The following is a 26,028-nucleotide window of genomic DNA, read 5'->3' as shown; positions in this document are numbered from 1 at the left end:
CGGGAAACAGACTGTTTCATGCCGCGAAACAAATGGTTTCACGCCGAGGAACAAATGGTTTCATTACCTGAAATAAATGGTAGGCAGATAAGTGCATCAGCGTATGTTTGTATAAGTGAGCTTATCACTCTATTCAGTATAAATCAGAATTGAAAAGAGAGAAGGGTGAAAGAAAAAACTCTTCTCTTTTTTGTTTATTATTGAAATAAGTCGTTACTTTGCACAAATTTTAAAGCAACGATGCAACAACACGGGAAAAGAGATACATATAAGCTGCATTCGAATGAATTTCATTCGTTAGTCGATGATTTCTCTTTCTCTGAGAAGATATTGTTAGTTCTTTGGTAATGCGTTAATCCTTTGTTGGGTAACGCATTTTTTTTGTGCCCGAATGTATAGAAAGAAACTTAATAGACAACAAGAGAATATATGGAAAAGAATTTGAAGAAAGTGTTGGTCTTGGGCTCAGGTGCACTCAAGATCGGTCAGGCCGGGGAGTTCGACTATTCCGGTTCGCAAGCATTGAAAGCTTTGCGTGAAGAAGGTATCAGTTCAGTATTGGTAAACCCGAACATTGCTACTATCCAGACTTCGGAAGGTATCGCAGATAAGGTTTATTTCCTGCCTGTAACTACTTATTTCGTAGAAGAAATCATCAAGAAGGAACAACCTGATGGTATCCTGTTGGCTTTCGGTGGTCAGACTGCTTTGAATTGCGGTGCTGAGTTGTGCACAAGCGGTATTTTGAACAAATATGGTGTACGCGTATTGGGTACTTCGGTAGAAGCTATCATGTATACGGAAGACCGTGACCTCTTCGTGAAGAAACTGGACGAGATCGAGATGAAGACTCCTGTCAGCCAGGCTGTAGAGAGCATGGAAGATGCAATTGCGGCTGCTGAACGCATTGGTTTCCCGGTTATGGTTCGCTCCGCTTACGCACTGGGCGGTTTGGGTAGCGGTATCTGTCAGGATAAGGAAGAATTCCTGAAACTGGCTGAAAGCTCCTTCGCTTTCTCTAAACAAATTCTTGTAGAAGAGTCTCTGAAAGGTTGGAAAGAAATTGAGTTCGAGGTAATCCGTGATGCAAACGACCACTGCTTTACAGTGGCAAGCATGGAAAACTTCGACCCGCTGGGTATCCATACGGGAGAGTCTATCGTAGTAGCTCCGACTTGCTCGCTGACTGACGAACAGGTGAAGATGTTGCAAGACCTCTCAACAAAGTGTATCCGTCACTTGGGTATCGTGGGCGAATGTAACATTCAGTATGCATTCAATGCTGAAACAAACGACTACCGTGTGATCGAGGTAAATGCTCGTCTGTCACGTTCTTCAGCTTTGGCTTCTAAGGCTACAGGATATCCGTTGGCATTCGTTGCCGCTAAGATTGCATTGGGGTATACGCTCGATCAGATTGGTGAAATGGGAACTCCGAACTCTGCATATGTGGCTCCGCAGCTGGATTACTTGATTTGTAAAATCCCTCGTTGGGACTTGACGAAGTTTGTTGGTGTATCTCGCGAAATTGGTTCCAGCATGAAGTCTGTTGGTGAAATCATGTCTATCGGACGCTCTTTTGAAGAAATTATCCAGAAGGGTTTGCGCATGATTGGTCAAGGTATGCATGGATTTGTAGGTAATGACCTGCACTTTGATGATCTGGACCGCGAGCTTTCACGTCCTACGGACCTGCGTGTGTTCGCTATCGCTGAAGCTTTGGAAAACGGTTATACAATAGATCGCATCTTCGACCTGACGAAGATTGATCCCTGGTTCCTTGGCAAACTGAAGAACATTGTTGACTATAAGTTGAAACTTTCTCAATATAATAAGGTGGAAGATATTCCGGCAGATGTATTGCGTCAAGCAAAAGTGCTGGGCTTCTCTGACTTCCAGATTGCACGTTTCGTACTCGATCCGCAAGGCAATATGGAGAAAGAAAACCTGATGGTACGTGACCGTCGTAAAGAATTGGGTATTCTGCCGGCTGTGAAGCGTATCAATACGATAGCTTCCGAGCATCCTGAACTGACCAACTATCTGTACATGACATACGCTGTTGAAGGGTATGATGTGAACTATTATAAGAATGAAAAATCAGTAGTTGTACTGGGTTCCGGTGCTTACCGTATCGGTTCTTCCGTAGAGTTCGACTGGTGTTCGGTAAATGCAGTGCAGACAGCACGCAAGTTGGGTTATAAGTCTATTATGATCAATTACAACCCCGAAACAGTGTCTACTGACTACGATATGTGCGATCGTCTTTACTTCGACGAACTTTCTTTCGAACGTGTACTCGATGTTATCGACTTGGAACAGCCTCGTGGTGTAATTGTATCAGTAGGCGGACAGATCCCGAACAATCTGGCAATGAAACTGCACCGTCAGTCAGTGCCCATCCTGGGAACTTCTCCTATCTCTATCGACCGTGCTGAAAACCGTAACAAGTTCTCTGCAATGCTCGACCAACTGGGTATTGACCAGCCGGCTTGGCAGGAACTTACCAGTCTGGAAGATGTGAAAGGTTTCGTAGAAAAGGTAGGTTATCCGGTATTGGTTCGTCCGTCTTATGTGCTTTCGGGTGCTGCGATGAACGTATGCTATGATGAAGAAGAATTGGAAAACTTCCTGAAGATGGCTGCTGAGGTATCAAAAGAATATCCGGTAGTAATCTCTCAATTCTTGCAGAATACAAAAGAAATCGAATTCGATGCTGTAGCACAGAATGGTGAAGTGGTGGAATATGCTATTTCCGAGCACGTGGAATTTGCGGGTGTGCACTCTGGTGATGCTACATTGGTATTCCCGGCACAGAAGATTTACTTTGCTACGGCACGTCGCATTAAGAAGATCAGCCGTCAGATTGCGAAGGAACTCAATATCTCCGGCCCGTTCAACATCCAGTTCCTGGCTCGTAACAATGAAGTGAAGGTAATCGAGTGTAATCTTCGTGCTTCTCGTAGTTTCCCGTTTGTTTCTAAAGTACTGAAACGTAACTTTATAGAAACGGCTACCCGCATCATGCTGGATGCTCCTTATTCACGTCCTGATAAATCAGCATTCGATATTGATTGGATCGGTGTGAAAGCTTCTCAGTTCTCCTTCTCTCGTTTACACAAGGCAGACCCGGTACTGGGTGTGGATATGTCTTCTACGGGTGAAGTTGGTTGTATCGGTGATGACTTCTCAGAAGCATTGCTGAGTGCAATGATTGCTACAGGTTTCCAGATACCTCAAAAAGGTGTTATGTTCTCTTCCGGTGCAATGAAATCAAAAGTAGATTTGTTGGAGTCCAGTCGTGTACTTTTCGATAAAGGCTACAAGATTTATGCAACGGCAGGTACGGCTGCGTTCTTGAATGCTCATGGTGTATCTACCGAAGCTGTTTACTGGCCGGATGAACGCCCTGATGCTGAGAACAACGTAATGAAGATGATAGCTGAACACAAGTTCGACTTGATCGTCAACATTCCGAAGAACCATACGAAGCGTGAATTGACGAACGGTTACCGTATTCGTCGTGGTGCTATCGACCATAACATTCCGTTGATTACGAATGCTCGTCTGGCAAGCGCCTTTATCGAAGCATTCTGCGAATTGAAGCTGGAAGATATTGCTATCAAGAGTTGGCAAGAATATAAATAATCAGGTATTTACCTGAAGTTAAAAAAGAGATGCTAAATTGGCATCTCTTTTTTTTATGCCTATCTTTGTGGATAGATAGTACCTTTTAAAGGTATCTGTTATTTGTCCAATCAAAATACGTTCTTAAACCATGAAAAAAATCCCCCTTTTCTTTATTGTTTTGGTTTGTATGTTGGCTGCACAATTAAAAGCAGCAGATGGTTTCCTCCCTCAATCCAAATGGATTGGCAGTGAACAGTGTCAAAGTATTCCGAATACCTGGCTTTGTTTTCGTAAAACGGTGCATCTGCCCGGCGTTCCGGGTGAGATGATTGCAAATATCGCTGTAGATTCCAAGTATTGGCTATGGATTAACGGCAAGATGGTGGTGTTTGAAGGTGGATTGAAGCGGGGACCTGCTCCCGGAGCGACTTATTACGATCAGGTGGATATTGCCCCTTATCTGGAGAAAGGTGAGAATACCATTGCTCTGCTGGTGTGGCATTTCGGGAAAAACGGATTCAGCCATGTGAATAGTGGAACGGCGGCTTTGTTGTTTTGTGCCCAAGGGGCAAATTTATCCATTGTCAGTGATAAGAGCTGGCAATGTAGTGTGTATCGGGCTTATCAGAATACAGAAGCCCCATTTCCCAATTATCGTTTATCCGAAAGTAATATCCGCTTTGATGCCCGCAAGGAATTGGCAGGTTGGAACATGCCGGATTTCAGTGGAAAGCTGGGAGCATCTATCGAAATTGTGGCTCCGAACGAAATGCCGTTCGGGAAATTGGTGGCCCGTCCCATCCCGATGTGGAAGGATGGTGGTCTAACGGATTATCCGGAAGTAGTCAAAAATGAAAAAGGGGATACTATTCGGTGCCGTTTGCCCTATAATTGTCAGATAACTCCTTATTTGCATGTAAAGGCTTCGGCCGGATTGGCGGTTGGCATGCTGACCGATAACTATACAGGAGGAAGTGCTAATAATGTGAGAGCTGAATATATTACTCGTGAGGGTGAGCAGGAATATGAAAGTTTCGGCTGGATGAATGGTCATGAGGTGCTTTATGTTGTTCCTGCCGGCGTGGAAGTGCTGGGCGTTAAATACCGGGAAACGGGTTATAATGCGGATATGAAAGGTTCTTTCGCATGCGATGATGATTTCTATAATGAATTGTGGAAGCGAAGTGCACGTACTTTATATATTACCATGCGCGATAATTACATGGACTGTCCTGACCGTGAGCGTGCGCAATGGTGGGGAGATGAAGTAAATGAGTTGGGTGAAGCTTTCTATGTACTTGATCCGCGCGGCTGGCAGTTGGCCACAAAAGGTATCTATGAACTGATGAACTGGCAACGTCCGGACGGCGTTATTGCTTCTCCTGTTCCGTCGTTGAACTGGTGTAAGGAACTTCCTTTGCAGATGCTTGCGTCTGTAGGTTGGTATGGATTCTATACGCAAGCGTTCTATAGTGACGATTATTCTTTTGTTCCGCATATTTACGATGGCCTGAAGAAATATTTGCATGAAGTCTGGCAGGTTGATGACCAAGGTATGCCTGTGGTTCGTCCGGGTGATTGGAATTGGGGCGATTGGGGAACGGATGTCGATATGGAGGTTCTTACTACTTGTTGGTATTATCTGGCTCTTAAGGCTGAAAAAGAGTTTGCCCTTCATCTGCGTAAACTGTATGATGCCAATCAGATCGGTGAAATGATGAAACGTATCTCTGCGGCTTTTGACGCCCGCTATTGGAATGGTAAGGCTTATCGTTCCAAATTGCATAATGGGGAGACGGATGACCGTGCGCAGGCAATGGCTGTAGTGAGTGGATTGGCGCCGGCCGGTAGATATAAAGCTTTGCTAAAGGTTTTCAAGAAGGAATATCATGCCAGTCCTTATATGGAAAAGTATGTAATGGAAGCCTTGTTTATGATGGGCGAACCGGAGTTTGCATTGAAACGTATGCGCGACCGTTATGCTAAAATGATGTCATATCCTTATACCACCTTATTTGAAGGGTGGGGGATAGGTGCCGAAGGTTTTGGTGGAGGCACTATAAATCATGCATGGAGTGGTGGTCCGCTGACTATATTGAGCCAAAAACTGTGTGGAATAGAGCCGCTTGCTCCCGGATTTAAGCAATTCCGTGTTGCTCCGCAACTTGGTTCGTTGAATAAAGCTTCGGCAGTGGTGCCTACTCTTTATGGTGACATCAGGGTTGATATAAGGCAGCAAGATCATAAACTCGGTATTCAAGTGGTTGTTCCGCAAGGTACCACGGCAGTAGTGGCATTGCCTGGCAGTAAAGAAAAAGTGCTTTCACCGGGTACTCATATTCTTCCGTAAGGCGAAGAATTGGTTTATAGCGATTATGTTGGTGAAATGCCTCTGAAAAAAGTTGCTTATTTAAAATGCTGAAATTCAATAAGTATATATCTTTCTGTATAAATTTCTTAGAAAATAGTTCGCAATTGTTTTGGTAATATCAAAATAAGCTGTACCTTTGCATCGCTTTTGAAACGAAAGTGTACGGGCGTTTAGCTCAGCTGGTTCAGAGCATCTGCCTTACAAGCAGAGGGTCGGCGGTTCGAATCCGTCAACGCCCACTAAAAAAAAGCACTTTCGGTCCAAAAGGGCGTTTAGCTCAGCTGGTTCAGAGCATCTGCCTTACAAGCAGAGGGTCGGCGGTTCGAATCCGTCAACGCCCACAGATGTAAAATTATTAAATAGCCTTGCAAGTTTTTGCAGGGCTATTTTTTTATCTGTTAACGTCCTTTCTTAACTTTCTTATCCCTTTATGGCTTGTTACTCAGAAAAAAACGCTAATTTTGCGGCTCGATAATTATCAAAATACGACGTATGGAACTTGATTTACTTACAGCTATCTCTCCGATTGATGGTCGATATAGAGGAAAAACGGATGCCTTGGCGGCTTATTTCTCGGAGTTTGCCTTAGTGAAATACCGCGTGCAAGTGGAAGTGGAATACTTCATCACCTTGTGCGAGCTGCCTTTGCCGCAGTTGAAAGGCGTAGACAAAAGTGTATTCGAAACTTTAAGAAATATCTATCGTAACTTCTCAGAAGCTGATGCACAGCGTATCAAGGATATTGAGAGTGTGACAAACCACGATGTGAAAGCCGTGGAGTATTTCCTAAAAGAAGAGTTTGATAAGATGGGTGGAATGGATGACTATAAAGAGTTTATTCATTTCGGACTGACTTCACAGGATATCAATAATACTTCTGTGCCTCTGTCTATCAAGGAAGCTCTGGAGCAGGTATACTATCCGCAGATAGAGGAATTGATAGCACAGCTTCGCACGTATGCGGAAGACTGGGCTGCTATCCCTATGCTTGCTAAAACACATGGTCAGCCGGCTTCTCCTACCCGTTTAGGGAAGGAAGTAATGGTGTTCGTCTATCGTCTTGAACGCCAATTGACTACATTAAAGGCTTGCCCCATTACTGCTAAGTTTGGTGGTGCTACCGGAAATTACAACGCACATCATGTTGCTTATCCGGAGTTTGACTGGAAAGCATTCGGTAACAAATTCGTAGCTGAAAAGCTGGGGTTGGAACGCGAAGAGTATACTACGCAGATCTCCAATTATGATAATCTTTCCGCTATCTTTGATGCAATGAAACGCATTAATACAGTGATGATCGATATGAACCGTGACTTCTGGCAATATATTTCCATGGAATATTTCAAGCAGAAGATCAAAGCCGGTGAAGTGGGTTCCAGTGCTATGCCGCACAAGGTGAATCCGATTGACTTTGAAAATGCGGAAGGCAACTTGGGTATAGCTACTGCAATTCTGGAACATCTGGCTGTGAAACTGCCGGTATCTCGTTTGCAACGCGACCTGACAGATTCTACTGTATTGCGTAATGTAGGTGTTCCGTTCGGACATATTGTAATTGCCATTCAAAGTTCGTTGAAGGGTTTGCGTAAGTTGTTGCTGAATGAAACTGCTATTTATCGTGATTTGGATAATTGCTGGAGCGTGGTAGCTGAGGCTATTCAGACTATTCTGCGTCGTGAAGCATATCCGCATCCGTATGAGGCATTAAAAGCATTGACCCGTACCAACCAGGCTATTACGGAAGCTTCCATAAAAGAATTTATCGAGGGGTTGAATGTAAGCGAAGAAATTAAGAAAGAATTGCGCGTCATTACTCCCCATACATATACAGGTATTTAAAAAGAGTAGGAAAAAATAGCCGGATAATGAAGCCAACATTTTAAATCCGGTGATTGTTAATATAGTATACATATATAATATAAGGTATAAGAGTGATAATAGAATGGCCGTGAGGCCAACGTTTAATTTTATTCGAATAAAACAATGAGTACAGAAAACGAAACTTGGCGTGACGATTCTTCCAATGAGGAGAATTCAGGCAACAGATTTGACAGAGAAAACAATTACAGCCGTCCGTCTTACAACCGTGAAGGTGGTGACCGACCTTATCGTCCGCGTTTTAACAGCGAGAGTGGTGATCGTCCACAGCGTGCTTACAGCAGTGATCGCCCGTATCGCCCGCGCTTTAATCCTAATGCCGAAGGTGGTGAACGTCCACAACGTTCATATGGTGACCGTCCGTCTTACAACCGTGAAGGTGGAGACCGTCCTTATCGTCCGCGCTATAACAGCGAAGGTGGCGATCGTCCGCAACGCCCATCCTATGGAAATAACAGTGGTGGTGACCGTCCTTACCGTCCGCGCTACAATAGTGGTGAAGGTGGTGACCGTCCTCAGCGCCCTTCTTATGGTGACCGTCCTCAACGCCCCCGTTTTAACAGTGGTGATGGTGGACAGCGTTCCTATAACAATGATCGTCCTTACCGTCCACGCTACAATAGTGGTGATGGTGGCGACCGTCCTCAGCGTCCTTATGGAAGTTCCTCTTATGGTGGTTCTTCTTATGGTGGCTCTTCTTATGGCGATCGTCCTCAACGTCCGCGTTTTAACCCCAATGGTGGTGGAAGACCGGGTGGATATGGCCGTCCGCAACAACGCCGTACGCCGGATTATGATCCGAATGCAAAGTACAGCCGTAAGAAGCAGATAGAATATAAGGAGCAGTTTACTGATCCTAATGAACCGATTCGCTTGAATAAGTTCCTGGCTAATGCAGGCGTTTGCTCTCGTCGTGAGGCAGATGAATTCATCACAGCAGGTGTGGTTTCAGTAAACGGAGCAGTGGTTACAGAACTCGGAACCAAGATTAAACGCGGTGACGAAGTGAAATTCCACGATCAGACGGTAAGCATCGAACGTAAGATTTACATCTTGCTGAATAAGCCGAAAGATACTGTGACTACTTCGGATGATCCGCAGGCACGACGCACGGTAATGGATTTGGTGAAAGGTGCTTGTGATGAGCGTATTTATCCGGTAGGTCGTCTGGACCGCAACACTACAGGTGTATTGCTGTTGACGAATGACGGTGACTTGGCTTCTAAGTTGACTCACCCGAAGTTCCTGAAGAAGAAGATTTATCACGTACATACAGATAAGAATGTGACAAAAGCTGATATGGATCAGATTGCAGCCGGTATCCAATTGGATGACGGTGAAATCCATGCAGATGCTATCAATTATACGGATGATGTTAGACGGGATGAAGTGGGCATTGAAATCCACTCAGGTAAGAACCGTATTGTTCGTCGTATATTTGAGTCACTGGGCTACAAGGTAGTGAAACTCGACCGCGTATTCTTTGCCGGACTGACTAAGAAAGGCTTGCGTCGTGGCGAATGGCGCTATTTGAGCGAACAGGAAGTAAACTACCTGCGCATGGGCTCTTTTGAGTAATTATATAATATAGGTTTAACACAAATTTATGGAAAAGATTAGTAGAACAAAGATTGTTGACGTATTGAAGCGCGAAGATTTTGGCGCTATGGTCAACGTGAAAGGCTGGGTTCGTACCCGCAGAGGTAGTAAACAAGTTAATTTTATCGCCCTGAATGACGGTTCTACAATAAATAATGTGCAGGTTGTAGTAGATTTGGCAAGCTTCGATGAAGAGATGCTGAAAGATATTACCACCGGTGCTTGTCTGAGTGTGAACGGTGAACTGACGGAATCTGTAGGTTCCGGTCAGAAAGCTGAGATTCAAGCTCGTGAGATTGAAGTTCTGGGAACTTGTGATAACACATATCCTTTGCAAAAGAAAGGCCATACACTGGAGTTTCTGCGCGAGATTGCTCACTTGCGTCCCCGCACGAATACTTTTGGTGCAGTGTTCCGCATTCGTCATAACATGGCGATAGCTATCCATACTTTCTTCCATCAGAAAGGTTTCGTTTATTTCCATACACCTATCATCACGGCTTCCGACTGTGAAGGTGCCGGACAAATGTTCCAGGTAACAACGAAGAACCTCTATGATTTGAAGAAGGATGAAGCCGGTTCTATCATTTATGATGACGACTTCTTTGGTAAGCAGGCCAGTCTGACGGTTTCCGGACAGTTGGAAGGTGAACTTGCTGCTACGGCATTGGGAGCTATCTATACGTTTGGTCCTACATTCCGTGCAGAAAACTCCAATACTCCGCGCCATTTGGCTGAGTTCTGGATGGTAGAACCGGAAGTTGCGTTCAATGATATTACGGACAACATGGATCTGGCAGAAGAGTTTATCAAATTCTGCGTGAAGTGGGCTTTGGATCACTGCGCTGATGATGTGAAGTTCCTCAATGATATGTTCGACAAAGGTTTGATTGAACGCCTGCAAAGTGTATTGAAAGAATCTTTCGTACGTTTGCCTTATACGGACGGTATCAAGATACTGGAAGAGGCTGTTGCTAAAGGCCATAAGTTCGAATTCCCGGTATACTGGGGTGTGGACCTGGCTTCTGAGCACGAACGTTATCTCGTGGAAGAACACTTCAAGCGTCCGGTTATCCTGACTGACTATCCGAAGGAAATCAAAGCGTTCTACATGAAGCAGAACGAAGATGGTAAAACGGTACGTGCAATGGATGTATTGTTCCCGAAGATTGGTGAGATTATCGGTGGTTCCGAGCGTGAAGCGGATTACAACAAGTTGATGACGCGTATTGACGAAATGCATATTCCGATGAAGGATATGTGGTGGTATCTCGATACTCGTAAGTTCGGTACGTGCCCTCACTCAGGTTTCGGTCTGGGCTTTGAGCGCTTGCTTCTGTTCGTGACGGGTATGGCGAATATTCGTGATGTGATACCTTTCCCGCGTACACCGCGTAATGCAGAGTTTTAACTTGTAAATACATAGATGAAGTAGCCCGCACAATCTTGGTTGTGCGGGCTCTTTTTTTACTGATAATTTGTTATAATATCAAAATAAATACTTATATTTGTGACAGTCAGATGCCTATACGTTAACCAAATATATACGAACATGAAGAAGAAGTATTTCATTACCATGTTGGCAGCGGTGCTGCTGGCGGTAACAGGAGCGATGGCACAAAAAAAGGCGAGTTTCAAACCTGCGGATTTGAAAGGTATCTGGCAGCTGTGCCACTATGTATCCGAAATTCCGGATGTTCCCGGGGCTTTGAAGCCCAGTAACACGTTTAAGGTGTTGAGTGACGACGGGCGTATCGTCAATTTTACTCTTATTCCCGGTAAAGATGCCATAATCACCGGATATGGTACCTATACCCAACTGACGGATAATAGTTATCGGGAAAGTATTGAGAAAAACATTCACCTGCCCATGCTGGATAATAAAGATAATATTCTGGAGTTTGAGATGGGAGAGGGCGGACTTATGCATCTGAAGTATTTTATTTCTAAAGATTTGAACGGCAATGAACTGAACTGCTGGTATCATGAAACCTGGAAACGGGTAATGATGCCACCTGCATTCCCCGAAGATATTGTCCGTTAAAGCAGACTATCCTGATATAACAAGCAATGTTACGATGCAGAACAAGTAATCTTATGCATCGTAACATTGCTTGTTTTATACCATAACATTGCTTGTGATTGATAGTTAGCCTCTTTAAAAAAAAGAAGAAAACGTTTGCCAGTTTTGGGAAAATCCGTACCTTTGCAAGCCGATTATTATCTAATAAGGATAAGCAATTAATTCAGAGCGAGTTAATCTACCTTTGTCCGGGGTAGCTAATCCGTAATGAAGAATTTTTTTAGTAGTAACATTTAAAAAACAAATCAAGAGTGGATACTTTAAGTTACAAGACCATTTCTGCAAACAAAGCTACGGTAACCAAAGAATGGGTTATTGTTGACGCTACAGACCAAGTATTGGGTCGTCTGGGCGCAAAAGTTGCGAAACTGTTGAGAGGAAAGTATAAACCAAACTTTACTCCTCACGTAGATTGCGGTGATAATGTAATCATTATCAATGCCGACAAAGTTAAAATGACAGGTAATAAGTGGACTGACAAAGTGTATTTGTCATACACAGGTTATCCCGGTGGTCAGAGAGAAATGACTCCTGCTCGTCTGCAGGCTAAACCGAACGGTGATGACAGACTGTTGAGAAAAGTAGTAAAGGGTATGTTGCCTAAGAACAAATTGGGCGCTAAATTGCTGAGCAATATGTACGTATATGCCGGCAGCGAGCACAAACATGACGCTCAGAACCCGAAATCAATTGATATAAACTTACTTAAATAATAGATATGGAAGTAGTAAATGCATTAGGCAGACGTAAAAGTGCAATTGCACGCATTTTCGTAACCGAAGGTACAGGAAAGATTACTATTAACAAGAGAGACCTTGCAGAGTACTTTCCATCAACTATTCTTCAGTATGTAGTAAAACAACCGCTGAGCAAGCTGGGTGTTGCTGAAAAATATGATATTAAAGTAAATCTTTGCGGTGGTGGTTTCACCGGTCAGTCTCAGGCTTTGCGTTTGGCTATTGCCCGCGCATTGGTGAAGATGAATGCTGAAGACAAAGCTGCTCTTCGTGCTGAAGGCTTCATGACTCGTGACCCGCGTTCTGTTGAACGTAAGAAACCGGGACAACCGAAAGCTCGTAGAAGATTCCAGTTCAGTAAACGTTAAGAGTTGCAGAAACGTTGGGGCGGACAAGTTGCTTAATTCTCAACTTTTATCTCTCAACTCTCAACTGAAAGAGCGTTTAGTATCTAAACTACCGGGACTCTGGATTGATAGACTACCCGGCGGTTGGTTTAGGAAAAACAAAAAAGAAAGTAAACGATTTAAAGAAAAAACAAGATGTCAAGAACAAATTTTGATACATTATTGGAAGCCGGTTGCCACTTTGGTCACCTCAAAAGAAAGTGGAATCCTGCAATGGCTCCTTATATTTTCATGGAACGCAATGGTATCCATATCATTGACCTCCACAAGACAGTTGCTAAAGTAGATGAAGCTGCTGAAGCTTTGAAGCAAATTGCTAAATCAGGAAAGAAAGTCCTGTTCGTTGCTACTAAAAAACAAGCTAAACAAGTGGTTGCTGATAAAGCTGCCGCTGTAAATATGCCTTATGTAATCGAGCGTTGGCCGGGCGGTATGTTGACTAACTTCCCCACTATCCGCAAGGCTGTTAAGAAGATGGCTACCATCGACAAATTGACAAATGACGGTACGTACTCTAATCTGTCTAAGAGAGAAATCCTGCAGATTTCACGTCAACGTGCTAAGCTGGACAAGACTTTGGGTTCTATTGCTGACCTGACTCGTCTGCCGTCTGCACTGTTCGTTATCGATGTTATGAAAGAAAACATCGCAGTTCGCGAAGCTAACCGTTTGGGTATCCCCGTATTCGGTATCGTTGATACGAACTCTGATCCTTCTAACATTGATTTCGTTATCCCGGCTAATGATGATGCTACTAAATCAATAGAAGTAATTCTGGATGCTTGCTGCGCTGCTATGCAGGAAGGTTTGGAAGAAAGAAAAGCTGAAAAAGTAGACATGGAAGCAGCTGGTGAAGCTCCTGCCAATAAAGGCAAGAAGAAAGCTACAAAAGCAAGACTCGACAAATCTGACGAGGAAGCAATCAATGCAGCTAAAGCTGCTGCTTTCCTGAAGGAAGACGAAGAGGCTTAATCATACTTGAATGGTAAGATGGTAAAATGATAAGATGATAATGTCGTCTTACCATCCTATCATCTTACCATTTTATCATTTTGAATATTAATTATAAAAAGAAAATATATTATGGCTGTAACAATGGCTGATATTACCAAACTCCGTAAAATGACCGGAGCAGGTATGATGGACTGCAAGAATGCGTTGACGGAAGCTGAAGGCGATTTCGACAAGGCAATGGAAATAATCCGTAAGAAGGGACAGGCTGTTGCCGCTAAGCGTTCAGACCGCGAAGCTTCTGAAGGTTGTGTTCTGGCTAAGACTACCGGTAACTTTGCTGTTATCATTGCTTTGAAGTGCGAAACTGACTTCGTAGCTCAAAATGCTGACTTTATAAAATTGACTCAAGATATTCTGGATCTTGCTGTAGCTAACAACTGCAAGACTTTGGACGAAGTGAAAGCATTGCCGATGGGTAACGGTACTGTACAGGATGCAGTGACTGACCGTAGCGGTATTACAGGTGAGAAGATGGAGCTTGATGGCTACCTGACTGTAGAGGGTGCAAGTACTGTTGTTTACAATCATATGAATAGAAATGGTCTCTGCACTATCGTTGCTTTCAATAAAGAAGTTGACGAGCAGTTGGCTAAGGAAGTGGCTATGCAGATTGCTGCCATGAACCCGATTGCAATTGATGAGGATGGTGTTTCTGAAGAAGTGAAGCAGAAAGAAATTGAAGTTGCTATCGAGAAGACCAAAGCAGAACAGGTACAAAAAGCTGTTGAGGCTGCTTTGAAGAAAGCAGGTATCAATCCGGCTCACGTAGACAGCGAAGACCACATGGAAAGTAATATGGCTAAAGGTTGGATTACGGCTGAAGATATTGCAAAAGCAAAAGAAATCATTGCTACTGTTTCTGTTGAAAAGGCTGCACACCTGCCTGAACAAATGATCCAGAACATCGCTAAAGGTCGTCTGGCTAAGTTCTTGAAAGAAGTTTGCTTGCTGAACCAAGAAAATATCATGGACTCTAAGAAGACCGTAAGAGAAGTGTTGGCAGCAGCTGACCCTGAATTGAAGATTGTAGACTTCAAGCGTTTCACTTTGAAAGCTGAATAATTCAACTCAATATATATAAAAAAACGACCGCACGGAGTTTCCGTAGCGGTCGTTTTTTTATGCATATTTGCCTCTTTTGGAAGAAGTGATGTACTTACTGAAAACAGATAGTCTGTTTTGGTGAACCGGATTATCCGACCGGCTTAGTCTGCGTATATCCCTCTTTTTTAAGTAGTTCCAGTACTTTCTGCTTGAAATCTCCCTGTACGATGATTTCTCCGTCTTTGGCACTTCCGCCTACGCCACATTTAGACTTCAGCAATTTACCTAACTCCTTCAAGTCATTCTCCGTACCGACGAAACCCGTGACAAGTGTGACTACTTTTCCTCCCCGATTCTTGCGATCCAACTGAACACGCAACTTCTGTTGGGAAGCTGCCGGAGTGATTTGCGCTTCTTCATCTTCCTTTTCATAACTATAGTCCGGATTGGTAGAATAAACCACATTCAACCGTTCTTTCCAATCATTATTCTTCATATTCGTTCTGTTTTAAGAATCAAAAGTAATATTTTGCGTGGAACTTTGCAATCTTTTGAGACTTTTGTCGTCTAATAGAAAACGCTATTAAGCTTCAAATATACAAAATATGAAAAGAATCATCTGGCTATTTCTATTGTCTTTGGTTACTATACTATCTTTTTCGCAATCTTTCAAGGGTACTGTTACGGATACTGACGGAAAGCCGGTTCCTTATGCCGCCCTCTATCTAAGAGAAATGAAATCAGGTTTAACTACTGATGAGCACGGGCGGTTTCAAACGAAATTATCTGCCGGACAATATACCTGTGAGGTCTCTTCTTTAGGATTCATATCCCAAACCTTTACTTTTCAAATGCTGAATCGTGATTATGAGAAGGATATAGTGCTTGCCGAACGTACTTATAGCCTGCCGGAAGTAAGCATCACCAAGGGAAATGAAGATCCCGCCTATGCAGTGATGCGCAAAGCGATAGCGCGTGCTCCTTATTATCGCACTCAGATAAAAAGCTACACTGCCGGTACGTATCTGAAGGGAACCGGTAAAGGAACCTCTATTCCTGCTGTCCTGAAACTATCCAAAGAGGTGCGGAAAGATGCAAAAGAATGGCTTGGAAAGCTGTTTGTGCTGGAGCAACAGCAGATCGTGAATTTTACTGCCCCCAATATCTGGAATAATAAGGTATTGGCCAACAAGAACTCTTTTCCCGAGGAAATACAGGTGGATATGGGAATAACAACGATTAATCTCTATACTCCTGAGCTTTTCGGCAAAGTCTCTCCTTTAAATAAAAGTGCCTTTTCATACTATCGTTTCAGACTTGACGCTTGCTTTGTGGAAGAAGGACAAATGATAAATAAGATCCGTGTGATTCCCAAGAAAGACGATAACCGTTTGCTGGAAGGAGACCTGTTCATTGTAGAAGATTTGTGGTGCATTTCGGCTGCTGATGTCAATGTTCGTGGTACCGGACTGAAAGCAAAGATTAAGATCACTTGTAAGGAGGTGCAGTCTTCTGTCTTTCTGCCGGTTTCTATCACCACCTCTTCTACCATCGACATAATGGGTTTCAAGGCAGAAGCTTCCTATCTGGCGGCAATACACTATAGAGAGGTAAAAACGGATATCCAGCCGGAGACCAATACGGATAAAACGGTAAAACCTGTAACTGCCACTGCAGTAGTGCAGCCAAAGAAACATAAATTTGAACGTCCGGCACGGATCGGACGCAAAGATACTCAGGTTGATTCGCTTGCCGATAAACGGGATTCTCTTTATTGGACCACTATCCGTAGCGTGCCGTTGCGATTGGAAGAGGTGCAGAGTTATCAATATAAAGAAGAAAAGATAGCTTTGAAAGATTTGTCACCCGGAGAAAAGTCCGAGAAGAAAACAGCTTTCGGGCAAGTACTGAATACCATTATGTGGGGAAAGACTTTCAGAACTTCCAATAAAAATGCCTGGCTGACTTTACCCGGTCTTTCCGCTTATATTCCCGAATATAATTTTGTGGATGGTTTCTGGTTAGGAGTTAAACTAAAGACAGGAGTGAAGTTATCAGAATCTTCTACACTTCGTTTTGTACCTTCTTTCTATTATACCACAGCCCGCAAAAACTGGATTGGACAAGGAGAATTGACGTTGGATTATGCTCCACGGAACCGTGGCTATTTATCCCTTTCCGGAGGTCTTCTGTCTGCCGATTATAATTCGGAAAGCGGAGAATCCCGTTTGATTAATAGTATGTCCAGCTCGTTGTTCGGCCATAACCATCTGAAGCTTTATGAGAATACCTTCTTCACAGTTGACCATGCGATAGAGCCAGCTAACGGATTACTTTTTTCTTCCTCACTTTCCTGGCAACGCAGGAAGATGCTGGATAATCATATCCGTAAAAGTTGGTTCAAGAGGGATGCCGAGCCGAATATTCCGGAAAACACTGCTTTCCGACCGATGCCGGAGAATGATATCCTGAAAGCTTCTTTTGAATTGGAGTATACTCCGGCTCACTACTATCACATGTCGCAAGGTAAGAAAGTGTATGAAGCTTCCCGTTATCCTACATTTGCCCTGAAATATGACAGAGCTTTCCCTATGAGCGGAAGCCGTTATCTTACCTCGTACCACCTGATGCAATTCTCTGCTAAACAGAAAATCGAGTTCGGTATGTTCAATCGTCTGTATTGGTCAGTGAATGCAGGCTCATTCTTTGATGCAAAGAACCTCCAGTTCCCTGACTTCAAGCATTTTGCTTCTACCCGCATACTGGTTACGGAACGTTCTTTCGATACCGGATTTAGTTTACTGGATAACTATGCTTTGTCCACCCATACCCGCTGGGCACAGGCTAATGTCTCCTGGTATACTCCGTATCTGCTTTTGAAACATCTTCCTTTTCTGTCAAGAAAAGCATTTGATGAAGCCTTGCATCTCCGTTCCATCGTGATATATGGTCGGCGCCCCTATACGGAGATTGGATATTCTATCGGGTTTTCCGATATGGCACGGATAGGTGTCTTTGCCGGATTCGATTGCCTGAAGTTCCATTCGGTGGGAGTTTCTCTTAGTTTGCCGTTATCCCTCTTTGGTGATAAGTAAAACTTTTGTAGAAATTATGTTAACTTTCTTCTATAGGACTATTCTTTTCAGAAAAAAACGTATTTTTGTCCACCCGTAACCTAAAGAAATGAAGAAAATGACCACGAACCAGGCAATTCAATATAAGGATAGCATGAAAGTGCCGGAGCCTACTTTGCGCAGGTTGCCGTGGTACTTGTCGAATGTTAAGCTGCTCAAGCAGCGGGGCGAACGGTACGTCTCTTCTACACAGATATCCAAAGAAATCAATATAGATGCTTCCCAGATAGCCAAGGACTTGTCCTATGTCAACATCTCCGGGCGTACGCGTGTGGGCTACGAAGTCGATACTCTGATAGCCGTACTGGAAGACTTCCTCGGATTTACCGATATGCATAAAGCATTTCTGTTTGGAGTAGGTAGCTTGGGTGGTGCATTGTTGCGCGACTCCGGTTTGAAGCACTTCGGGCTGGAAATTGTAGCCGCATTTGATGTGAACCCGGAATTAGTAGGCACTACATTGAACGGAATTCCAATCTTCCATTCCAGTGAATTCGAGCAGAAGATGCGCGAATATGATGTGAACATCGGTGTGCTGACTGTACCTATCGAGATAGCCCAATGCATTACGGACACCATGATAGCCGGTGGCATCAAAGCAGTGTGGAACTTTACGCCGTTCCGTATCCGTGTGCCGGAAAATATCGTTGTTCAGAATACTTCTCTATATGCTCATTTGGCGGTGATGTTTAACCGCCTGAATTTTAACGAAATCAAATAATGAAGATTATTGCTGTCGGAATGAACTATGCACTGCACAATAAAGAGCTGGGGCATACGTTAGTTAATAAAGAGCCGGTTATCTTCATGAAGCCCGACTCGGCTATATTGAAAGACGGAAAGCCTTTCTTTATTCCCGATTTTTCGGATGAGGTTCATTACGAAACTGAGGTGGTGGTACGTATCTGCCGTTTGGGAAAAAACATTGCGCCGCGCTTTGCCAACCGTTATTATGACGCAGTGACTGTAGGCATCGACTTTACGGCACGCGACTTACAACGTAAGTTCCGTGAAGCGGGTAATCCCTGGGAACTTTGCAAAGGGTTCGATCATTCGGCAGCTATCGGAACTTTTGTTCCTTTGGAGCAGGCAGGAGGCGATTTGCAGCAGCTTGATTTCCGCCTGGAAATAGACGGAAAGGAAGTGCAGCACGGCAATACCTCGGATATGCTTTTCAAAGTGGATGAGATTATTGCATACGTCAGCCGCTTTATGACGCTGAAAATAGGCGACCTGTTGTTTACGGGAACTCCCGCAGGCGTAGGTCCGGTACAGATAGGACAGCATTTACAAGGATACCTCGGAGAAGATAAGTTGCTCGACTTTTATATTCGTTGAGTCAATTTATTACGATATGTTTATCAAACGTTGCTGGTTGCTTTGTTGTTTTATTGCTCTTCTTCTTCCGGTTTCAGCGCAGGAATTCATTACGCTGAACTGGCAGGAATTGTCTTCTGCACAGACGCTTCCCGTAGTGACGCGCGAACTTCCATTAGGGAACGATTTCCGTTCCTTTACTTATCAGGTAGAAATTGAATTTCCGGAATACCAGAAACTAAGCCGGAGTGAGGTGGCAGCATTAGAGATGCGACTCGACAGTTTGCGTCAGTTACCCAATGAAGATGTTGCTTTCCGGAAGGGCTTACCGGCATCTCCACAGATAAACTCCTTCACTAAAATCTCCGCACATCATGGCTTTCTCTCCATAAGTTTTGTCCCTGTCATTTTTCGTGAAGGAAGCTACCAACGGCTGAATTCGTTCAAACTATCCGTGAAATCCTATTCAAAGAAAGATGGAATAGGGGAGGGAACAGCTACTCGAGGCTCGGGGACAACTTTAACCGGAGTTTCTTTAAAAGATTGCACAACTTCGCTTCTCGCTTCAGGACGTTGGACCAAGATAGGTGTGAGAAATACCGGAGTCTTTAAAATCACGAATGCCGAATTAAAGAAGATGGGATTCTCAAGACCCGAGAAAGTCCGCGTATTTGGTTATGGTGGTTATTTGTTATCCCAGCGTTTCAATGAACATCCGGCAGCAGATTTGCCCGAAGTCCCCTTGCTGCGTTTGTCAGATGGTGTATTGTTTTATGGTCGTGGCACTGTATCCTGGAAACTGAGCTCCGATAACACTTACTTTGTTCGCGAACGTAACTTCTATTCCGATGAAGGCTATTATTTCCTGACTGACCGGGAGGATATTCCGGAAATGGAAGCCGAAGTTCTTTCTTCTTTGAAAGAACCTTCTGCCAACAGGTTGACAACCTTTAATTCTTATGCTCTGCATGAGAAAGAAGTATATAGTTGGGCAAGTACCGGCAGACAACTTTATGAAGATTATGATTATGCAGCGGGTAACACCAAGAGTTATACGTTGAACTTACCGGGTATCGTTCCGGAAAGTGCTGTAGGGTTGACCACTGTTTTTGCCGCCCGTTCCATTGGAGCATCTACCCATTACTCGGTTGCAGTGAATGGTAAGGCGAGAGGAAATGCTACACTGGCATCCATCTCTTCCGACAATCAATATTACACAAGAGCTACTTCTGCCTCCATAAGTACTTCCTGGCTGGGCACAGAGTCGGAGAATACTGTAGTGACCGTTACCCATACCCGCCCTTCCGGGACATCGGGGCGTCTGGATTATATTGCTTTGAACTATATCCGCTCGCTTACGCTGAATGCTCCTTACCTTACTTTCCGTTCTTTGGCCTCCATCAATAAAGAGACGACATTTGTACTTTCCGGTGCCACAGCTTCTACTGTTGTGTGGGATGTCACCGATCCCGCAAATATTTGCAGGATGGAAGGCAGCTTTGCAGGCGGCACATATACGTTTACCATTCCTGCAGGAAAATTGCGTGAGTTCGTAGCCATCACTCCGGAAGCTTCCGGCTTTGATACGGTAGAAACGGTAGGGAATATTGCAAATCAAAATCTGCACTCTCTGGGAGCTACGGATATGATTATCATTTCTCCCGACCGGAAAGACCTGATGACACAGGCCGAACGGTTGGCACAAGCACATCGTGAAAAAGATGGCCTGTCTGTTCTTGTTCTTGCTGCTCCACAAATCTACAATGAATTCTCTTCCGGTACACCGGATGGAACAGCTTACCGTCGTTTGATGAAGATGTTGTATGATCGTTTTCCGAATAAGGCTGAAAGCCCTAAATATTTGTTATTCTTCGGAGATTGCAGTTATGATAATCGTATGCTGACTTCCTCTTGGAAGAATTACCGGCCTGAAAACTTTTTGCTATCTTATCAATCGGAAACCTCTCTCGAGGAAACCTCTTCCTATGTAACGGACGATTATTTCGGCTTTCTCGATGATGGAGAAGGCGAAAATCTGTCGGATGCCATGCTGGATATAGGTATTGGACGTTTCCCGGTGCGCACGGCTGCTGAGGCAAAAGCTACTGTCGATAAGACCATCGCTTATATGGAAAATAAGCATGCAGGACCGTGGAAACATACCGTCTGCTATGTGGGCGATGACGGGGATGGCAGTCTGCACATGTCCCAATCTGAAATCCTGGCAAGTTATACAGAACGGAATTATCCTTCCTTCCTTGTTGAAAGAATCTATGCCGATGCTTTCCGCCGCGAATCTTCTGCTACCGGCGAAACTTATCCCGATGCAACAAAACGCCTATTGCAATTATTCGACAAAGGCATGTTGGTAGTCAACTATACAGGGCACGGAAGTACTTCCGCCTGGGCAGAGGAGAATCTGCTGAACATGGGAGATATTACCCAAATGACCTCCCCACGTCTCCCTCTATGGATAACAGCTACTTGTGACTTTACCCGTTTTGATGATATCCAGACTTCCGCCGGCGAGCAGGCATTCCTGAATGCCAAAGGCGGGGCTATTGCTTTGCTCACTACTTCCCGGGTGGTATATGCTGCGCAGAATTCTACTTTAAACCAGGCTTTCCTTCGTCATATCTTTTCCCGCCCTGAAGGTAAACGCTTGCGACTGGGAGATGTCATGCGGCTTTCAAAGTGCGATGCATCTTTGGCTGCTGACAAGAATAAGTTGAATTTCTCTCTGATCGGCGATCCTGCCTTGACCTTGGCATATCCTGATTATCAAATACAGGTAGATGAATTTGCCGGAGTGAATGTAGCAGAAGAAACAAATACCTATCCGCAGGTGAAAGCCGGTAGCAAGATTACCGTAAAAGGACGTATCCTGACTCCCGAAGGTACTTTAGCAGAAGACTTTACCGGTACAGTGCATCCTACAGTACTGGATAGTAAGGAAGAAGTAACCACTCTTGATAATCGTGGTGAGGGTGCTTATACTTATACGGAGCGCAATAAAACTCTCTTCTCAGGCAGTGATTCGGTTCGTCAGGGACGGTTTGAGTTTACTTTCCCTGTACCGTTGGATATCAATTACTCTGATGAAGAAGGTTTATTGAGCCTTTACGCTCTGGATGCTGTTCACTCTAATGAAGCGGGCGGAGCTTTCGACCGTTTCCTGGTAGGCGGTACGGATGATGATGTTTCTTTGGCAGATACGTTAGGCCCTAAGATAACCATTTATCTGAATACGCCGGACTTCAGTTCCGGTGGACAGACCAATACTACTCCCTTGTTCGTAGCTGAGTTGGAAGATGCTGATGGTATCAATACGGTTGGCAATGGTATCGGGCATGACCTTTCGCTTAGTATAGACGGCAGTGCGGTGTCGACTTACAATCTGAATGATTATTATACTCCGGTAGCGGGAGATTATACCCGGGGTACAGTGCATTTTTCAGTGCCCGAACTTACGGAGGGCAGACATACGCTGGCATTCCGTGCCTGGGATTTACTGAATAATTCTTCTACAAAGACTTTAGAGTTTGAGGTGGTTCGAGGGCTGCGTCCCGGTCTCTTCTCGGTAACTTGTACACAGAGCCCTGCCCGTGAAAGTACTACATTTATTCTTTCTCACAATCGCCCCGGTTCCACACTTGCGGTCCGTATGTCCGTATACGATTTTGCCGGGCGGGAAATGTGGACACATATAGAGAAAGGAATATCTGAAGGACAAACCTACTATGTAGAATGGGATTTGTGTAGTAATGGCGGGCAACGCCTGGCACCGGGTGTTTATCTGTATCGTGCGTCTATTGTCTCTGATGGCAGTCGTGAAAGTACGAAATCACAGAAAATCATTATCTTGTCACAATAAACAGGGGGATTCTCTGTTTTATTAGTATTGTTATTAGAAATCATAAGTATCTCAATTGAAAGGAGTAACTTAATTCTCCTCCCAAGAGGAGGGGAATTAAGTTAGATTTTGTTTTTTATATTTGAGATCGTATTATAAATAATATCGTATGAAGAAATACATCTTACTGTTAATCATAGCTTTCTTGTCCGTACACCTTCTTGCTCAAGACAAGAATCAGTTTAACCCTGTTAATACCGGTGTTAACTCTCTGGGTATTGCCCCTGACTCCCGTGGTGGTGGTATGGGAGATGTGGGTGCGGCTACAGATCCGGACGTGAACTCCCAATTCTGGAACCCGGCAAAGTATCCGTTTACTATCAGCCGTGCCGGAGTAGCGGTTTCATATACTCCCTGGTTGCGTAAACTGGTGAATGATATTGACTTGGCATATCTGGCAGGGTACTATCGCATCGGAGATTATCAGGCAGTCAGCGGTTCTTTGCGCTATTTCTCTTTAGGGGAAGTACCCGTGGGATATACCGGTGATGAGAATTCTCCGGGATATACGATTAAACCTTATGAGATGGCAGTGGATATAGCTTACTCACGTATGCTTTCCGAACGTTTCTCTGCAGCGGTTGCATTACGATATATTTACTCCGACCTGGCATACAGGGAAGACGAAGAAGTTTCTGCCGGTTCTGCTTTTGCTGCCGACATTGCCTTCTATTATACAAATTACGTCATACTTGCCCAGCGTGAGTGCATGCTTTCTTTCGGACTGAATGCTTCTAATATCGGTACGAAGATTTCTTATGATAGCGGTAATACCAGTCAGTTCCTGCCTACTAACTTGCGTTTGGGTGCTTCTTTATTGTTCCCGATAGATGATTACAATACAATTGGAGTTAGTTTCGACGCCAATAAATATATGGTTCCCACCCGCCCTATCCGTGGAGAAGACGAGTCACAGGAAGAATATGAAGAACGTCTGGACCGTGATTATAATGACATTTCACCCATTAAGGGTATTTTCAAATCTTTCAGTGATGCTCCCGGTGGTTTCAAGGAAGAACTGCAGGAGATACAATGGTCGTTGGGATTGGAATATACCTATCACGAACAGTTTTCCATTCGTGGTGGTTATCATTGGGAACATGAGAACAAAGGAAACCGCAAGTATTTCTCTTTCGGAGCAGGCTTCAAGATGAGCGTGTTCTCACTGGATGCTGCTTACCTGGTATCTACGGCACAGAGCAACCCGCTCGACCAGACACTTCGCTTCACGTTAGGTTTCGACCTTGACGGAATAAAGGACTTGTTCGGACGTCGCAGAAGATGAAATAGCTACGAGTTGCGGGCTACAAGTGCCTTTCGGCAGAAGAGCGGAGAGAGCTATGTGTAGAGCATTCAGCGATGATCGTTCCAGTAGTTCAGATATATATCTGCTATCCCCAATAATATATCTGTTATATTCAATTGGTCTTCCGGTAGTTTTAAGCGTAGCTTTTTGCTATCGTAGATCATTGCATTTTTTCCTTGCATCTTCGGGGTGGTTTTCACAAACATATCCTTCAGATTAATTGTAATTGTGCTGAAACTCCGGAACATGTCCATTCCTACTATTCCATCTCCGGCAAAATGAAGAGCATCTTGTTCGGGTGTTGCCACTACGTTAAGACTGTCTGTACAGCCCGTATACTCACCTATCTGGAAGCATGCGCCCGGTAGTTTGTAAATGCATACCCATGCTGTGCCACCGAAACCGCCAAGTCCCATCGAGTCCCTTTCCGCTATTCGTTCAATACGGTCTTTATGCTGCTCAAAGTAATCATAATTGAGATGGCTGAGACAGGAACCGCTGTCGAAGTTCATTTGCAATAGTTCATGGTCGTATACGATTTCCAGGTTCAGGAGGTTCTTTCCCGTAAAACAAATGTTCGGGGCAAAGCCGGGCGTGGGAGTCAGTTCTTTGGGAATAATCATCCGGTTGTTGCGTAAATCCAGTTGTATTTCCTGAAGTTGATTGAGGAAAGGCAGTCCGATGATGACTTCCAGATATTTCATGTAGCGGTCAGCCTTTTCTTCTCCGGTTTTCATATCCAACACGTAGAAAGGTACGTTTCGCATCACGAGCGGACCTGTTTTTATCTCTTCGGCAATGGCAAATTGTCCACTTCCCGTACCTATCCCATTTGCTGTGATTTCTACGTCCAGTATTTTCATGCCGCAGGCTTTTGCTACTTCGGGGGTGACAACATTGACACTTGCACCTGTATCCAATATGAAGTTCCGTTCTTTTCCATTGACACTGCCTTCCATAGCTATGGCAGTGGCTCCCGAACCTTTTGGACCTACACTGTCTATGCGAATGGGAAGCGCTAAATCCGTATCTGGCTTCTCCCATTGGTATAGGGCATATTGGGACAAAGCGCGATATTCTTTTTCTTTTCTCCGGTATCCGGCAAGGAAAGTACTGTCCACCTGGCCTTCCAACTGGTCACAGAAATTTTTCAGTGTTTCGGCAGCTTGGTCGTTAGCACCCAGCTTGCTCAGGTTTTCGGATAATAGGTAAATCATGGAAGCAGTATTCTCAAAGCCCATATTACTTTGTTGCTCGTTCAGCAATTTGCCTATAGATTCGTAGGCAGCTTGGGGACGGTTGAAGAAATTATCCAGTAGTGCTTGACCGAATTCTTGCAGGAAAGGATGTAAAGAGTCTTTGTTGACGGCGAATTCGCGTTGCAGACTGAACCAGTTTTCCTGATTCATATAAGTTCCGGCTCGTTCATCAGCTGTTTGTGCAGATGTGCTGAGGCTCATACAGAGAAATAAAAATAGTAATATTGTCTTCATAACTACAGATTGTTTAGAGTTAGCCAATCTTCTTGATGATTCATTCTTCAAATATACGAAATTTATTGTTCTTCTGTCTAAAAAACAATAAATTAGCTCGTG

The 26,028-nt window shown here is 44.1% G+C and carries 17 protein-coding genes and 2 tRNA genes; 17 read left to right on the top strand and 2 right to left on the bottom strand.

The features are described from left to right. Positions 1-429: 429 nt before the first annotated feature. The 12 genes from carB to tsf all read left to right on the top strand — a co-directional run bounded on the left by carB (position 430) and on the right by tsf (position 14,781). Complete coding sequence (carB, locus tag DWW10_RS18520; RefSeq protein ID WP_022392338.1) at positions 430-3,648, top strand: carbamoyl-phosphate synthase (glutamine-hydrolyzing) large subunit; 3,219 nt, start codon at positions 430-432, stop codon at positions 3,646-3,648. A 130-nt stretch (positions 3,649-3,778) separates the two neighbouring features. Then, positions 3,779-5,980: an alpha-L-rhamnosidase-related protein gene (locus DWW10_RS18515; RefSeq protein WP_022392337.1), complete on the top strand. Its 2,202-nt coding sequence runs from the start codon at positions 3,779-3,781 to the stop codon at positions 5,978-5,980. 185 nt (positions 5,981-6,165) lie between these two features. Further along, positions 6,166-6,240, top strand: a tRNA-Val gene (locus tag DWW10_RS18510). Positions 6,241-6,267: 27 nt separating this feature from the next. Next, a tRNA-Val gene (locus DWW10_RS18505) sits at positions 6,268-6,342 on the top strand. Between the two features lie 151 nt (positions 6,343-6,493). Then, on the top strand, positions 6,494-7,840 hold the full coding sequence (gene purB / locus DWW10_RS18500; protein ID WP_022392336.1) for an adenylosuccinate lyase: 1,347 nt from the start codon (positions 6,494-6,496) through the stop codon (positions 7,838-7,840). A gap of 144 nt (positions 7,841-7,984) precedes the next feature. After that, a complete protein-coding gene (locus tag DWW10_RS18495; protein ID WP_022392335.1) occupies positions 7,985-9,457 on the top strand; it encodes a pseudouridine synthase in 1,473 nt (490 codons plus the stop codon). A gap of 28 nt (positions 9,458-9,485) precedes the next feature. Beyond that, positions 9,486-10,889 carry an asparagine--tRNA ligase gene (gene asnS, locus DWW10_RS18490; RefSeq protein WP_022392334.1) on the top strand — a complete coding sequence of 468 codons (1,404 nt, stop codon included), beginning with the start codon at positions 9,486-9,488 and terminating at the stop codon, positions 10,887-10,889. Positions 10,890-11,030: 141 nt separating this feature from the next. Then, positions 11,031-11,522, top strand: a complete 492-nt coding sequence (locus tag DWW10_RS18485) for a DUF4488 domain-containing protein (RefSeq protein ID WP_118422041.1) — start codon at positions 11,031-11,033, stop codon at positions 11,520-11,522. A gap of 290 nt (positions 11,523-11,812) precedes the next feature. Further along, a complete protein-coding gene (gene rplM, locus DWW10_RS18480; RefSeq protein WP_007659593.1) occupies positions 11,813-12,274 on the top strand; it encodes a 50S ribosomal protein L13 in 462 nt (153 codons plus the stop codon). Between the two features lie 5 nt (positions 12,275-12,279). After that, entirely contained in the window at positions 12,280-12,666 is a 387-nt protein-coding gene (rpsI, locus tag DWW10_RS18475) for a 30S ribosomal protein S9 (protein WP_007210470.1), read from the top strand. Between the two features lie 174 nt (positions 12,667-12,840). Beyond that, positions 12,841-13,677, top strand: a complete 837-nt coding sequence (rpsB, locus tag DWW10_RS18470) for a 30S ribosomal protein S2 (protein ID WP_022392332.1) — start codon at positions 12,841-12,843, stop codon at positions 13,675-13,677. A 111-nt stretch (positions 13,678-13,788) separates the two neighbouring features. Further along, on the top strand, positions 13,789-14,781 hold the full coding sequence (tsf, locus tag DWW10_RS18465; protein ID WP_022392331.1) for a translation elongation factor Ts: 993 nt from the start codon (positions 13,789-13,791) through the stop codon (positions 14,779-14,781). Between the two features lie 130 nt (positions 14,782-14,911). Here the strand turns inward: tsf and DWW10_RS18460 are convergent, their stop codons facing one another. Next, complete coding sequence (locus DWW10_RS18460) at positions 14,912-15,259, bottom strand: translation initiation factor (protein ID WP_022392330.1); 348 nt, start codon at positions 15,257-15,259, stop codon at positions 14,912-14,914. Positions 15,260-15,368: 109 nt separating this feature from the next. Between DWW10_RS18460 and DWW10_RS18455 the strand changes: the two genes are divergently transcribed. The 5 genes from DWW10_RS18455 to porV all read left to right on the top strand — a co-directional run bounded on the left by DWW10_RS18455 (position 15,369) and on the right by porV (position 24,412). Next, complete coding sequence (locus DWW10_RS18455; RefSeq protein WP_118422040.1) at positions 15,369-17,858, top strand: DUF5686 family protein; 2,490 nt, start codon at positions 15,369-15,371, stop codon at positions 17,856-17,858. 97 nt (positions 17,859-17,955) lie between these two features. Next, on the top strand, positions 17,956-18,618 hold the full coding sequence (locus DWW10_RS18450; RefSeq protein WP_022392328.1) for a redox-sensing transcriptional repressor Rex: 663 nt from the start codon (positions 17,956-17,958) through the stop codon (positions 18,616-18,618). Continuing rightward, on the top strand, positions 18,618-19,235 hold the full coding sequence (locus tag DWW10_RS18445) for a fumarylacetoacetate hydrolase family protein (protein WP_022392327.1): 618 nt from the start codon (positions 18,618-18,620) through the stop codon (positions 19,233-19,235). Before DWW10_RS18450 ends, DWW10_RS18445 begins: the two co-directional genes overlap by 1 nt. A 16-nt stretch (positions 19,236-19,251) precedes the next feature. Beyond that, on the top strand, positions 19,252-23,088 hold the full coding sequence (gene porU / locus DWW10_RS18440) for a type IX secretion system sortase PorU (protein WP_022392326.1): 3,837 nt from the start codon (positions 19,252-19,254) through the stop codon (positions 23,086-23,088). A gap of 148 nt (positions 23,089-23,236) precedes the next feature. Next, entirely contained in the window at positions 23,237-24,412 is a 1,176-nt protein-coding gene (gene porV / locus DWW10_RS18435) for a type IX secretion system outer membrane channel protein PorV (RefSeq protein ID WP_022392325.1), read from the top strand. Positions 24,413-24,480: 68 nt separating this feature from the next. On the opposite strand, the gene DWW10_RS18430 is transcribed toward porV, so the two are convergent. Then, a complete protein-coding gene (locus DWW10_RS18430) occupies positions 24,481-25,926 on the bottom strand; it encodes a retropepsin-like aspartic protease (protein ID WP_022392324.1) in 1,446 nt (481 codons plus the stop codon). Positions 25,927-26,028: the final 102 nt, after the last annotated feature.

This window comes from Bacteroides intestinalis (genome assembly GCF_003464595.1).
Taxonomy (GTDB): domain Bacteria; phylum Bacteroidota; class Bacteroidia; order Bacteroidales; family Bacteroidaceae; genus Bacteroides; species Bacteroides intestinalis_A.
This window is presented reverse-complemented; position numbering and strand designations above follow the sequence as displayed.

What these genes read in the sequence shown, in the direction of transcription:
- DWW10_RS18430 (WP_022392324.1), bottom strand. Translation starts at nt 25,926, where the DNA reads ATGAAGACAATATTACTATTTTTATTTCTCTGTATGAGCCTCAGCACA.
- rpsB (WP_022392332.1), top strand. Translation starts at nt 12,841, where the DNA reads ATGTCAAGAACAAATTTTGATACATTATTGGAAGCCGGTTGCCACTTT.
- DWW10_RS18450 (WP_022392328.1), top strand. Translation starts at nt 17,956, where the DNA reads ATGACCACGAACCAGGCAATTCAATATAAGGATAGCATGAAAGTGCCG.
- porU (WP_022392326.1), top strand. Translation starts at nt 19,252, where the DNA reads ATGTTTATCAAACGTTGCTGGTTGCTTTGTTGTTTTATTGCTCTTCTT.
- DWW10_RS18495 (WP_022392335.1), top strand. Translation starts at nt 7,985, where the DNA reads ATGAGTACAGAAAACGAAACTTGGCGTGACGATTCTTCCAATGAGGAG.
- rpsI (WP_007210470.1), top strand. Translation starts at nt 12,280, where the DNA reads ATGGAAGTAGTAAATGCATTAGGCAGACGTAAAAGTGCAATTGCACGC.
- DWW10_RS18485 (WP_118422041.1), top strand. Translation starts at nt 11,031, where the DNA reads ATGAAGAAGAAGTATTTCATTACCATGTTGGCAGCGGTGCTGCTGGCG.
- DWW10_RS18460 (WP_022392330.1), bottom strand. Translation starts at nt 15,259, where the DNA reads ATGAAGAATAATGATTGGAAAGAACGGTTGAATGTGGTTTATTCTACC.
- purB (WP_022392336.1), top strand. Translation starts at nt 6,494, where the DNA reads ATGGAACTTGATTTACTTACAGCTATCTCTCCGATTGATGGTCGATAT.
- DWW10_RS18515 (WP_022392337.1), top strand. Translation starts at nt 3,779, where the DNA reads ATGAAAAAAATCCCCCTTTTCTTTATTGTTTTGGTTTGTATGTTGGCT.
- tsf (WP_022392331.1), top strand. Translation starts at nt 13,789, where the DNA reads ATGGCTGTAACAATGGCTGATATTACCAAACTCCGTAAAATGACCGGA.
- porV (WP_022392325.1), top strand. Translation starts at nt 23,237, where the DNA reads ATGAAGAAATACATCTTACTGTTAATCATAGCTTTCTTGTCCGTACAC.
- asnS (WP_022392334.1), top strand. Translation starts at nt 9,486, where the DNA reads ATGGAAAAGATTAGTAGAACAAAGATTGTTGACGTATTGAAGCGCGAA.
- carB (WP_022392338.1), top strand. Translation starts at nt 430, where the DNA reads ATGGAAAAGAATTTGAAGAAAGTGTTGGTCTTGGGCTCAGGTGCACTC.
- DWW10_RS18445 (WP_022392327.1), top strand. Translation starts at nt 18,618, where the DNA reads ATGAAGATTATTGCTGTCGGAATGAACTATGCACTGCACAATAAAGAG.
- DWW10_RS18455 (WP_118422040.1), top strand. Translation starts at nt 15,369, where the DNA reads ATGAAAAGAATCATCTGGCTATTTCTATTGTCTTTGGTTACTATACTA.